We start from the raw sequence: 12,963 nt of genomic DNA, 5'->3' as shown, positions 1-12,963 counted from the left end.
AATTGATGAATAAAGAAGCTGTCCTGTAAATATTGAAATATTTACAGGACAGCTTCTTTTGCATAAATGAATAGACGGGCATTTATTCGCCTATTATCTTTTTTCTCTCTCCCAAAATACCCTCGACATGAGATGCTGCTATTAAATGATTGCTGATCATACTTTTCTTTTTAAAAATGTACCGGCTCCATATATTCATTAATTGCTTTAAACTCATATCCCTGTTTATCTAAATAGTCTAATAGCTGGCTTAATTGTTTTGCTGTTGCCTGACGTTCATGCATAAGAATAACAGGAGTTCTATCTTTTAAACTATTTAATTGCTTAATGGTGTCTTTTACATATCGCTTATCTTGATAATACCAATCTCGGCTGTCTATATCCCAATCCCATATAAGATAGCCTGCTTTTTCCACATTTTTTATCGACTTTTCATTCATATATGGTTTGCTTCCATAAGGAGTTCTAATTAACATGCTTTTTTGGTCAATAATTTTTTCTAATTCTTCATTTGTTGTATCCATTTCTTCAACAACAGAGGTAGTAGTAGCATATACCTTCTTTACATTATGTGTTACGCCATGAAGTCCAATAGAATGCCCTTCTTTATGTGCTTGAATCACTATATTTGAATATGTTTCCATATTAGGCTCTAAATAAAAAAAGGTCGCTTTTGCGTTGTATTTTTTCAATTGTGCTAGTATCGAAGATGATGCAGCAGATGGACCATCATCAAATGTCAAGTAAACTACTTTTTTATGTTTTTCTTCTGCTTGCAGCTTCCTTGCTGCTGTTTTTTTCTGTTCATTAATCAGTGCATTATCTTTTGGCAATGGTTCGTGGTATATTTTTTTTTCTTGCAGTGTACCTACTTGCTTCCTCATACTTCCTTCTGTTTTTTCAGCCAAAATATTCAATATAAATATTCCTGTTAAAAAAACAAAAAAAATACTAGTTCCATAGATTAAAACTTTTGATTTGGGTGATTTTTTCTCTTGCTTTTCTTCCATCTTGCTTCCACACTTTCTTTATACTATTCTCTTCTTAGTATAAAGGAAAATAAGGAAAAAAGGTTACAAAAGCGTTACAATTATTAAATAAATATTTCGCAAGAGTATTACTAACTAGTTACAAAACTTTTTATAACAACTCTATTGATTTTTCGTTCCTTTAACTTCATTGCAAAAAAAAGAAGCCTCCAATAATATTTTTTGGGAAAGGCTTCTTTAAAGCAAGCTATCGAATTCATTAAAGCTTATCCTTCTTTTACTTCATAATTTTGCAAAAGCAATATTTCTTCTTCTGTTAATTCCCGATATTCTCCAAGTTCCAATGTTTCATCAAGCATTAGCGGTCCCATTGAAATGCGTTTTAAATACAGCACTTTTTTCCCTACACTTTCAAACATTCTTTTTACTTGATGAAACTTTCCTTCAGAAATGGTTAATTCAATATCAGATGTTTCCCCAGCTTTTAAAATCTTTAATTCTCCTGGTTTTGTTTCATATCCATCATCTAATACAACCCCATTTTGAAATGCTTCTATATCCTCTTCTGTCACTTTTCCATTAATAACAGCAAAGTAAGTTTTTGGCACATGCTTTTTCGGAGATAAAAGACGATGAGAAAGTTTTCCATCATTTGTTATAATTAGCAGCCCTTCTGTATCTTTATCTAACCTGCCGACAGGAAAAGGATTAAATACTGCATCTTCTATTTGCAATAAGTCAATGACTGTTTCCTCTCTAGTATCTTCCGTTGCAGAAATCACACCTGGAGGTTTATTCATCATTAAATAGATAAATTCTTTGTATTCCACAACATCTCCATATAGTGTTACAACATCACGGTTTGGGTCCACTTGCTCTTTAGCATCTTTAATAATCTCATTATTTACTTTCACAGCCTTGCTTTTTAATAACATTTTTACTTCTTTTCTACTTCCATAGCCAAGATTAGCTAACATTTTATCAATTCTCATGTTTTCACACACCCTAAATAATTAAGATCAAAAAGGCAGGTGCAGCTTTCGTTTAATACGCTCCGCTCTATCGCCAAATAAAATATAAATTAGTTTTGTTCTATATGCTAAAAAGACATAAAGAATGGCTCCTATTAACGCTGTTACAATTAGTAATAAAAAGGAAGAAACAACAGAATTTGTTGATAAAAATAGTGTTAGCAATTTATATACAATTTCTGTTCCAATCATCATCACAACCGTAAATCCGGCAATAAGCACTCCTCTTCTAAAGACCAGTTTAAATGAATAATTAGCATATATTTTGATTACTATTAAATTAATAATAATGGATACTGCATATCCTAAAGCAGTCGCCATAATCGCTCCTTCTGCTTCCCATCTTTCAATAAGAGGAATATTTAGCGTTAACTTTACTAGTATCCCTACTAATAAACTTAATATAGTAAAGCGCTGTTCATTAATTCCTTGCAAGATCGCAGCTGTAACCGAATAAAGGGAAAACAGAATAGCTACAGGAGAATACATTCTTAACACTTCTGTTCCTAACATCAGCTCTTCTGTTCCATAAAACAGACGATATATGGGCTCTGCTAATACGGATAAACCAACACTTGCAGGAAGTGTTATAAAAAGCAAAATTTGAAATGTTTGATCTAAGTTATGATTAACGCTAGTCTGATCATTGCTTACAAACGCTCGTGTAATTAGCGGAACAAGAGCAAGAGAAAAGGCAGTAGCCAATGAAACTGGGATAATCACAATCTTATGTGTTTGGTAGTTAAAAATGGTTAAAGCTGTTTCTGATACAGCACCTAACCCAATCTTTACCATCGCTAAATTAAATGTCACCGTATCAACAAGCTGAAAAAGAGGATTGGCTATACCAACAAACACAAAAGGTGCTGCCGATATTAAAATTTCTTTATACATCGTTGGCAGTGAAATATCAGTCAGCTGCCCTTTATCATCTAACAAAAGATTGTCCAAATTTGCTTTTCTTTTTCGGAAATACCATAAAAGGACAGCAAATCCCCCAATAGCGCCAATAAATGCCGCAAATGTCGCAATGCTGACAGCTGTTAAAATAGAACCTTTTAACACATAAATAACAATCGCAGCACCACCAAGCAAAAAGACAATACGCACAATTTGCTCTACTACCTGAGAAATAGCGGAAGGCCCCATCGACTCATGACCTTGAAAGAACCCTCTAATTAAACTCATAAGAGGCACAATAATTAATGCAAAGCTGACAGCACGAACAACAGTTGTCACCTCTGCAACAGTGGAATGCAAATCGTCATCTGTTATAATAATTTCCGCCAGATAGGGAGCTGTTAAATAAACCGCAAGAAAAGCAATAAATCCAGTGCATGTCATAACAAGCAGACCTGATTTAAATAACCGCCTTCCTAGTGCATATTCTCCCATCGCATTATATTTGGAGATGAATTTACTGATAGCAAGGGGAATACCTGCTGTTGCAATACTAATTACAATAGAATAAACTACATAAGAATACTGGTAAAGTACCGTACCTTGTGTTCCAACAATCATATTAAATGGGATTACATAGAATAATCCTAATGCTTTTGATATAATCGTTCCTAATGTTAGAATAAATGTTCCTCGCAAAAGTTTTGATGATGACATAAAATCCCTTCCTTAAATGGATCTCTATAAAGTGAAACTTCAATTAGTAGGGTTTTTCCTCCCCGCTGATTGTTAGTTAAACCAATCAGGCTTTTACAGGCAAGTTTCTACCCGCCTAAAATTCCCCCTGTCCTCCAATCATTCCTTAGGTGGGGTCAAAAGCCCGTTAATGCCGGATAAAATGAAGCTTTCTCTCCGTCTCTTGCGGAGTTGATTTTTTCCTAAAATAAAGGTGAATGCTGAACATAACAAAGTATTTTAACATGAAAATATCCAGATACAAACACTATTTCAAGAAGATTTTATGAATACTTTAAAACACACTATTAGTAGTGTACCCTTTCTTGATTAGAAACGCTACTTTGTATCAAAGAAATTGATGAAAAAGAGAGTTGAGTGCCAAATGAATTATGATGTAATTGTTGTTGGCGGAGGGCCATCTGGCTTAATGGCGGCAATTGGAGCAGCAGAAAACAACGCAAAAGTGTTGCTGATAGACAAAGGAGATAAACTTGGCAGAAAACTAGCCATATCAGGAGGCGGAAGATGCAATGTCACAAACCGCCTGCCTGTTGAAGAAATCATCAAACATATTCCTGGAAATGGAAGATTTCTCTATAGTGCTTTTTCCATTTTTAATAATGAAGATATTATTGCTTTTTTTGAAAAACTAGGCATTGCTTTAAAAGAAGAAGACCATGGCAGAATGTTCCCTATTTCTAATAAAGCACAATCCGTTGTTGATGCCCTTTTGCAAGAGTTGAATCGTTTAGGTGTTAAAAGACTGACAAATAGCCCTGTAAAAACCATTCAATATAATGAAGATCTTAGTAAAACAGTTATTCTTGCAAATGGAGCTACAGAAATAGCCAACTCTTTAATTATCGCAGTTGGTGGAAAATCTGTCCCTCATACCGGCTCTACCGGGGATGGATATGCTTGGGCGAAAAAAGCGGGACATACCATCACTGAGCTATTTCCAACTGAAGTGCCTGTTACGTCAAAGGAATCATTTATTAAAGAAAAAGTTTTACAAGGAGTATCACTCAGAGATGTTGCTGTAAGTGTATTAAATCCAAAAGGAAAACCAATCATTACTCATCAAATGGACATGCTTTTCACTCATTTTGGCATTAGCGGACCAGCAGTATTACGCTGCAGCCAATTTGTTGTCAAAGCCATGAAAAAATGGAATCTATCAGAGGTAACTGTTGCGATCGACTCTTTTCCAAACATAAAAGAAGACAAATTATTGGCAGATATTAAAGAAATGGTGAAAGTCGATTCCAAAAAGGCGATCAAAAATACTTTAAAAGGTTTGCTTGTAGAAAGATATTTATTATTTTTATTAGAGAAGGCACAAATAGATCCTGCTAGTCAAGGTGCAACCATTTCCCAGGAAAAATTAAAATCATTTGTACACTTATGCAAAGGATTTTCTGTTCATGTCAATGGTACACTTGCCATTGAAAAAGCATTTGTTACAGGCGGAGGAGTATCCATTAAAGAAATATCCCCGAAAACGATGGAATCAAAATTAATGAATGGTTTGTTTTTCTGTGGAGAAATATTAGATATTCATGGCTATACAGGTGGATACAATATAACGTCTGCATTTGTTACAGGCAGACTGGCTGGTGTAAATGCCGCATTGTCTGCGTCCCAAAAAAGCTGAACGCAATTTGCGTTCAGCTTTTATAAATAATCATGGAAGAAAAACAATAGATTTGTTCATCTTCCTCTTCTGTTATTGCAGCAACATTATATTTAATATCAATCAATTTTTTTTCTTCGATTTTCGCTAAAAATTTATTCATTTCCAGCTCTAAATCTTTTTCATGCTCCTGATCAAATAGTTTTACTTTTATCATCCTATCCTTCTCCCCTAAAAAAGAATAAATTTCCCTTAATAGGATAGACAAAAAAGATACCACTTAATCAATTTCAAAGAGGTTTGCTGCAGTTTGTGCACTTATTGTTGTGTTTTTCAAGAAGTTTGCTACGTTTTTTGCGTATATAGCTATTTTTCTGCAAAAACCGATAAATCCTATCTAATCTCCCCTCTTATAAAAAGCCTTAAACTGTTTGTCCATTCCAATCAAGCATGCCGCCAACCATATTGACTACTTTAAAGCCTTGGTCCTGCAAATAATGGCATACATTTTCGCTTCTCATCCCAGAACGGCAAATAAAGATATACTCTTTGTCTTTTGAAAAATAATTTAAGTTTTCTGGAATATCATTCATACGAATATGTTTTGCACCTGGAATCATGCCTTGTACTACTTCTTCATTTTCACGAACATCTACTAATTCAATATTTTCTCCTTTATTTAACTTTTCTTCTAATTCTGCTGTCGTTATTTCTTTAATTTCTTCCATTTTTATTCCTCCATCTATTCATTCATTTGATTTTCACTGTAAAAATAGAGATTGCTCCTTGTACTATAAGATAAACAAAATAAAGATGCAAATGGTATGTTTTTAATAAAAAAGGTTCAACAAAGTGTGTACAATGTTGAACCTTTTTTCTATTAATTTGCAACGATATTTACTAATTTACCTGGTACTGCTATTACTTTGCGGACTGTTTTTCCATCAATTTGCTCTTTTACTTGGCTATCTTCCATAGCAATTTGCTCTAATGCATCTTTATTTGCATCCGCTGGCACCATTAATTTTGTTTTCACTTTTCCATTGATCTGTACAACAATTTCTACTTCATCATCCACAAGTTTTGCTTCATCATATGCAGGCCAAGCTTCATATGCGATACTTGCATCTCCAGCTGTTAATTTTGTCCATAGCTCTTCTGCGATATGTGGACAAATCGGAGACAATAGCTTCACAAATCCTTCCACATACGTTTTTGGAAGTGTGTCTGCTTTATAGCATTCATTAATAAATACCATTAATTGTGAAATAGCTGTGTTAAAGCGTAGTCCTTCAATATCATCTGTCACTTTTTTCACAGTTTGATGATATAGTTTATCTAACCCATTTGCTTCTTCTGCTGGAACAATCTTCGCAGAAAGGTCACCACTATCCTCTACAATTAAACGCCAAATGCGGTCAAGGAAACGTCTTGCCCCATCAAGGCCTTTTGTTGACCAAGCAATAGAAGCGTCAAGAGGTCCCATAAACATTTCATAAAGTCGTAATGTATCTGCGCCATGTGTTTCTACAATTTCATCAGGGTTTACTACATTTCCTTTTGATTTACTCATTTTTTCATTATTTTCCCCTAGAATCATTCCTTGGTTAAATAATTTTTGGAACGGCTCTTTTGTTGGCACAATTCCTAAATCATAAAGAACTTTGTGCCAGAAGCGAGCATAAAGCAAATGCAATACAGCATGTTCTGCTCCACCAATATAAATATCAACTGGAAGCCATTCTTTAATTTTTTCTGGATCTGCTAACTGTTCGCTATTTTTCGGATCAATATAGCGCAAATAATACCAACAGCTTCCAGCCCATTGCGGCATCGTATTTGTTTCTCTTCTTCCCTTTTTGCCAGTTTTAGGATCAACTACATTTACCCAGTCTGCAATATTTGCAAGAGGAGATTCCCCTGTGCCAGATGGTCTGATTTCCGTTGTTTTTGGCAATGCTAATGGTAATTCTTCCACTGGAATACCTTCTATTGTACCATCTTCCCAATGAATAATTGGAATTGGCTCACCCCAATAACGTTGGCGGCTAAATAACCAATCACGAAGTCTGTACGTAACCTTTTTCGTTCCAATTCCTTTTTCTTCAAGCCATGCAATCATTTTCACAATAGCTTCAGCTTTTTTTAGACCATCTAAAAATTCTGAATTAACATGGGCGCCATCGCTTGTGTATGCTTCTTTTTCTAAGTCTCCACCTGCAACTACTTCTTTAATTGGCAAATCAAATGTTTTGGCAAACTCATAGTCTCTTTCATCATGTCCAGGAACAGCCATAATGCTTCCTGTTCCATAACTTACAAGAACATAATCCGCAATCCAAATTGGCATTTTTTCTCCGTTTGCCGGATTAATTGCATAGGCGCCTGTAAATACACCTGTTTTTTCTTTAGCAAGATCTGTTCTTTCTAAATCACTTTTGCTTTTAACTTTATCTAAATAATCACTAACCGCCTGTTTTTGTTCTGCTGTTGTAATTTTGTCAACAAGTGCATGCTCTGGCGCTAATACTGCGTATGTTGCACCAAATAATGTATCTGGTCTTGTTGTAAATACAGTAAAAGTCTCGTCTCTTTCGTCTATAGCAAATGTTACTTCTGCACCTTCTGAACGCCCAATCCAGTTTCTTTGCATTTCTTTAATGCTTTCTGGCCAGTCAACTTCTTGTAAATCTTCAATCAAACGATCTGCATATGCTGTAATTTTTAACATCCATTGTTTCATTGGACGTCTTTCAACAGGATGCCCTCCTCGTTCACTTTTGCCATCAATAATCTCTTCATTGGCAAGAACCGTGCCAAGTGCAGGACACCAGTTAACCGCCACTTCATCTACATATGCCAAACCTTTGTCAAACAATTGCAAGAAAATCCATTGTGTCCATTTATAATATTCTGGATCTGTTGTGTTAATTTCTCGATCCCAATCATAAGAAAATCCTAATGATTTAATTTGACGTTTAAATGTATTAATATTTTTTTGAGTAAAAACTGCAGGGTCATTTCCAGTATCTAGGGCATATTGCTCTGCAGGCAAACCAAACGCATCCCATCCCATTGGATGCAGAACATTAAAGTCTTGCATTCTTTTCATACGAGAAAGAATATCTGTTGCTGTATATCCTTCAGGATGGCCAACATGAAGACCCGCACCTGATGGATATGGAAACATATCCAGTGCATAAAATTTCTTTTTTCCTTTTTCTTCACCTGTTTTAAATGTTTTATTTTCTTCCCAATGTTTTTGCCATTTTTTCTCTATCTCTTGATGATTAAAACTCATCTTATTTCCTCCTATAATAAACTGATTCTAAACTTTAGCTATTTAAGCAAATAAAAAACCTCTCATCCCAAAATAGGGACGAGAGGTTCTATGTATATCTCCCGCGGTACCACCCACATTAGTGAATAATTCACTCGCTTCATTAGCCCTTAACGCGGAGTACGGCAAGCATTACTATTCATTCACACTTGCAGCTCAAAGGCGAGTTCAAAATGTTTTTTGGCATGACTTGCACCAAACGTCAGCTCTCTATTTCAAAAAATCATCTTTACTATTCCTTATCTATGCTGATCCCTATATCTTTTATTTATTGTATTGTATTTCTTTCTAGGATGCAAGTAGGCTTTCAAAGCATTTAACTCCCTTTATCAGACTCATTTGCCTCATCTATATAGATTGCTTATTTAGAAAAGAGATTTCTAATGACAGCTCTTGCCCCAAAAAGTCCGATTCATTCGAAAACAGTCATTACTTCTTTGTACTGGCAACTATATTATATGAATATAATTTCTAATAGTGAACATTATTTAATAGCATCAAAAGTATCAGCAACCCACTGTAATAGTCGAAGATCTTGATTTTTCCCAGCAATAAAAGATAATCCAATTGGTGCTCCGTCTATGTTAGCAACAGGGACATTAACCTGCGGCAAACCAGATAAACCTGCGATACAGCATAATTGCAAAGTTTGGCTTCTTTTTACCTCTAAATCCGCTGTCGGCAAATTTAATAATGGCGCAATATCGGGGGATGTAGGAATAATAAGAATCGTATCTTCTTTTAATAGTTCCTTCGTCTCCCTCATAATTTCTTCTCGTTTTTTTGCTGCGAATTCTACTTCTTCTTCTGTAATTTTGCTGGCCATTTCAAATCGTTCTTTAATGCCAGGTCCAAATGTTGGGTTTTCTTCGTTAATCCAATCTCTATGCGTCTGCCATATTTCATTGCCTTGAAGAACCCGGAATACCTCTTTCCATTCTTCTAATCCTTCTTCAGCAAGTATAGTGGAAGAATGTAATGGCACTTTTGTTTCTAAAATACGCTTTAATACAGGAACCACTTTTTCATCTGCTAATTTCCACGCATCTTCTGCAAGAACAAATTGAGTAAATCGAGCAGCCTCTCCTTCTTTATTTATTAGCACTTTGCCAACTTTTAATAATGTGTCTGCACTTCTTGCCATCCAACCTACCGTATCAAAACTTTTAGCAAGTGGAATAACCCCATCAATTGCAATAAGTCCATGTGTCGGACGTATTCCAAAGATTCCGCAATAGGAGGACGGTATTCGCACAGATCCACCTGTATCTGTTCCAATCGAAAAATCAGTTAATCCTGCTGCAACTGTAACTGCTGAACCGCATGATGATCCCCCTGGAATTCTTTTTTCATCTGCCGGGTTAACAGGCGTGCCATAATGAAAATTTTCTCCATTTAAACTGTACATTAACTCATCTGTAATCGTGGTCCCGTTTAAAACTGCTCCATTATTTAACAGCCTTTGTAGAGACGCAGCAGTTTTTTTTGCTGGTCCATGTGTTTGGAGCCAGTCCGGATTTCCTGCAGAAGAACTATGGCCTTCTATGTCAAAAACATCCTTTACTGCAAAGCTCATGCCTCTTAATTCTCCATCATTTGTTGGATTTACCGTTAATTTTTTGTCCATATATGCGCCGTATTTATTTTCCATTTCTCCCAGCTCCCTATTATGTATCTCTATATAGATAAATGATCGATTATATTATAATTTTTTACATTCCATTTATTCTCTTGATAAAAAATATTGCTGATGCAAGCATTTTTTAAATAAGTGTTATTTAATTCACTTCGATCCTCTAACAATGTATGCAAAAGGGTATGTATGACAGCACCATGTGCAACTAATAAAACCTTTTGATTAGGAAAATCGGAAATTATTTTCTCCAAACCGGTCATGATTCTATCAATTAAATCACTTCTAGATTCCTGATTTGGATACTCTAAGTTTGGATATAGTTTCTCTCTTTCCTCTCTTGTTTTCCCTTCTGCATCCCCAAAACTTTTTTCCATAAACTCTTGCATCTCGATTATTTTTAGCTGCAGTGATTCATTTATAATCTCAGCCGTTCTTTTTGCCCTAATTAAAGGACTTGTTACCATTACATCCCAATCAAATGCTTCTAAGTAATCCCTGCACATATTTGCTTGCTGTATTCCATTTTCATTTAAAGGAATATCTGTTTTCCCTTGTATTTTTCCAAGTACGTTCCAATCGGTTTCTCCATGTCGTATCAAACATATATCAGTCATACATTCTTTCCTTCCTAAAAAAGATATCCCACACCTCACACGGAAGTCTCTTTTTATAATGTAGTCGAAAAAATCTTATTTTTCAATTAAATCAGCATATTTACTTTAAAAAGACAAAAATTTAGTTACAAAAAAAAACACAGACAAATATTCACATCCCCCGCCTGTATTCTGAAAACATTAAATCTTTCGCGTTTAGTTGATTATATTGCAGGAAGGGAGAAAAGCACTTACACTTATCCTGCATGTTTTAAAAACAAAATAGTGTAAAGGGGATTTTTATGCCACGGGCTCTTTGGCTTTTAATTATCGGTATGGCAGTAAATGTCACAGGATCTTCCCTCTTGTGGCCGCTAAATACTATATATATTCATGATCACTTAGGCAAAACCTTAACAATTGCTGGCTTTATCTTAATGCTCAATTCTGCAGCAAGTGTAGCCGGAAATTTAGTCGGCGGAATTTTATATGATAAAATAGGCGGCTATTTTTCTATTCTCACGGGAATCATTATCACTGCTTTATCTTTGCTAGGATTAACAATATGGAGCAATTGGTTGCCTTATTGTTTATTTTTCATTATATCTGGTTTTGGTTCTGGGATTATTTATCCAAGCATGTATGCAATGGCAGGCAATGTTTGGCCAGAAGGTGGAAGAAAATCTTTTAACAGCATTTATGTGGCACAAAACGCAGGAGTTGCTATTGGTTCAGCAATTGGCGGCATTCTTGCAAGCTTCTCTTTTCAGCTTATTTTTGCCGTTAATATGTTTATGTATGTTCTATTCTTTTTTATTGCCTTTTTTATGTATAAAAACATCCAGGTACATACAAGGAATAAACAAACATCGGTTCTTAACGAAAACGAGGCTTTGGCCAAAAAAAATACAAAACTTGCTGCACTTATAGTTTTATGTTTTGGCTATTTTTTATGCTGGATTTGCTATGTTCAATGGCAAGCTACTATATCTACACATACACAGGAATTGAATATTCCTTTATCCAAATATAGCTTACTTTGGGCAGTTAATGGGGGACTTATTGTATTTGGGCAGCCATTGATTACTTTTTTCACTAAAAGGTTTTTCCCTGAGCTAAAACATCAAATGGTGATTGGCGTTATCATCTTTATCATTTCCTTTATCTTTGTTGGGCAAACAACTGCTTTTGCAGGATTTTTAACTGCTATGATTATTTTAACAATTGGAGAAATGCTTGTATGGCCGGCTGTACCAACTCTTGCAGACCAACTTGCAACAAAAGGAAAAGAAGGTTTTTATCAAGGAGTTATCAATAGTACTGCCACTGCAGGAAGAATGGTTGGCCCTCTTTTAGGCGGATTTATTGTAGACCATTTCGGGATGGCAAGCCTTATCCCTATCCTGCTCTTTTTATTAACTTTAAGCATTTTCACAAGTTTATTTTTTGATTATCAATTGAAACAGGTGCAAAAACCTATTTCTAACATAAATAATTAATAAAAAGGAACGTATGATGCGTTCCTTTTTATTAATTGTCTTTACTTCTATTACTCTACACGCGTTTTTGATTTCTGTGGCTGCCCGCCTGAATTTTCATATTTCTTTTTCGATAATTTTACAAGATCATAATCTGTACCAAGTTCTAAATCTTGATTGTTTATCCCGTTGCGGTTTTTTTGTTCTGGATTGTTTTGTTTGGATCGTTTTTTCATCCTTCTCCCCCTTAATGCGATTGAAGCGTCATTTTATTTTGCATCTGCTCTATTTGCAGTCTCATCCGATGAAGCTGTTCTCTTTGCTGCTGATTGGCACTATGATCCATTGTGTGCAGATCATTATACACTTGCTCTAAATCCACCTGTGCCTCTATATATTGTTCATTATTATAATGCTCTTGAAGGCTTGATTCCTTGCATTGTTCTTGTGCATTGTTAAGGACATCTGTGCATCTTTCTATTAATTCGTTAACTGATTGTCGAGTTGCCATTTTTAACAAACCTCCTTTAAATGATGCATTAAAGCATAGTTGCTTCTAAATTATTATTTGTAAATTCAAAGGAGTTATTACTTCCTTTTCTTAACTCTTTTAAATCAGAGAAGA

12 protein-coding genes and 1 other annotated feature are annotated in these 12,963 nt (G+C 35.1%); of the genes, 2 read left to right on the top strand and 10 right to left on the bottom strand.

Annotated elements, in window-relative coordinates; translation table 11 throughout:
* Positions 1-170 precede the first annotated feature (170 nt).
* The 3 genes from CWS01_RS18380 to CWS01_RS18370 form a co-directional block, all read right to left on the bottom strand.
* Entirely contained in the window at positions 171-1,010 is an 840-nt protein-coding gene (locus CWS01_RS18380) for a polysaccharide deacetylase family protein (protein ID WP_101178660.1), read from the bottom strand.
* Positions 1,011-1,255: 245 nt separating this feature from the next.
* Positions 1,256-1,981 (bottom strand): pseudouridine synthase, encoded by a 726-nt coding sequence (locus CWS01_RS18375; RefSeq protein ID WP_101178659.1) that lies wholly within the window; start codon positions 1,979-1,981, stop codon positions 1,256-1,258.
* 27 nt (positions 1,982-2,008) lie between these two features.
* Complete coding sequence (locus CWS01_RS18370) at positions 2,009-3,637, bottom strand: putative polysaccharide biosynthesis protein (RefSeq protein ID WP_101178658.1); 1,629 nt, start codon at positions 3,635-3,637, stop codon at positions 2,009-2,011.
* A gap of 403 nt (positions 3,638-4,040) precedes the next feature.
* On the opposite strand from CWS01_RS18370, the gene CWS01_RS18365 reads away from it, so the two are divergent.
* Positions 4,041-5,312 (top strand): BaiN/RdsA family NAD(P)/FAD-dependent oxidoreductase, encoded by a 1,272-nt coding sequence (locus CWS01_RS18365; protein WP_101178657.1) that lies wholly within the window; start codon positions 4,041-4,043, stop codon positions 5,310-5,312.
* 13 nt (positions 5,313-5,325) lie between these two features.
* Here the strand turns inward: CWS01_RS18365 and CWS01_RS18360 are convergent, their stop codons facing one another.
* From CWS01_RS18360 to CWS01_RS18340, 5 genes are all read right to left on the bottom strand, one after another.
* Positions 5,326-5,508, bottom strand: coding sequence for a sporulation protein Cse60 (locus CWS01_RS18360; RefSeq protein ID WP_101178656.1), 183 nt, complete (start codon positions 5,506-5,508; stop codon positions 5,326-5,328).
* A 205-nt stretch (positions 5,509-5,713) separates the two neighbouring features.
* Positions 5,714-6,019: a rhodanese-like domain-containing protein gene (locus CWS01_RS18355; RefSeq protein WP_101178655.1), complete on the bottom strand. Its 306-nt coding sequence runs from the start codon at positions 6,017-6,019 to the stop codon at positions 5,714-5,716.
* 152 nt (positions 6,020-6,171) lie between these two features.
* Positions 6,172-8,592: a leucine--tRNA ligase gene (leuS, locus tag CWS01_RS18350; protein ID WP_101178654.1), complete on the bottom strand. Its 2,421-nt coding sequence runs from the start codon at positions 8,590-8,592 to the stop codon at positions 6,172-6,174.
* A gap of 71 nt (positions 8,593-8,663) precedes the next feature.
* Positions 8,664-8,886, bottom strand: a binding site (T-box leader).
* Between the two features lie 229 nt (positions 8,887-9,115).
* Positions 9,116-10,282 carry an amidase gene (locus tag CWS01_RS18345; RefSeq protein ID WP_101178653.1) on the bottom strand — a complete coding sequence of 389 codons (1,167 nt, stop codon included), beginning with the start codon at positions 10,280-10,282 and terminating at the stop codon, positions 9,116-9,118.
* Positions 10,283-10,308: 26 nt separating this feature from the next.
* A complete protein-coding gene (locus CWS01_RS18340; protein WP_101178652.1) occupies positions 10,309-10,881 on the bottom strand; it encodes a histidine phosphatase family protein in 573 nt (190 codons plus the stop codon).
* A 281-nt stretch (positions 10,882-11,162) separates the two neighbouring features.
* Between CWS01_RS18340 and CWS01_RS18335 the strand changes: the two genes are divergently transcribed.
* A complete protein-coding gene (locus tag CWS01_RS18335; RefSeq protein WP_101178651.1) occupies positions 11,163-12,359 on the top strand; it encodes an MDR family MFS transporter in 1,197 nt (398 codons plus the stop codon).
* A gap of 50 nt (positions 12,360-12,409) precedes the next feature.
* Here CWS01_RS18335 and CWS01_RS18330 read toward each other — a convergent pair whose 3' ends face one another.
* Positions 12,410-12,574: a glycogen biosynthesis protein GlgD gene (locus tag CWS01_RS18330; RefSeq protein ID WP_101178650.1), complete on the bottom strand. Its 165-nt coding sequence runs from the start codon at positions 12,572-12,574 to the stop codon at positions 12,410-12,412.
* Positions 12,575-12,585: 11 nt separating this feature from the next.
* Positions 12,586-12,849 carry a YtzC family protein gene (locus CWS01_RS18325; protein WP_101178649.1) on the bottom strand — a complete coding sequence of 88 codons (264 nt, stop codon included), beginning with the start codon at positions 12,847-12,849 and terminating at the stop codon, positions 12,586-12,588.
* Between the last annotated feature and the right edge of the window lie 114 nt (positions 12,850-12,963).

It is taken from the genome of Niallia nealsonii, assembly GCF_002835805.1.
GTDB lineage: Bacteria > Bacillota > Bacilli > Bacillales > Cytobacillaceae > Niallia > Niallia nealsonii.
This window is presented reverse-complemented; position numbering and strand designations above follow the sequence as displayed.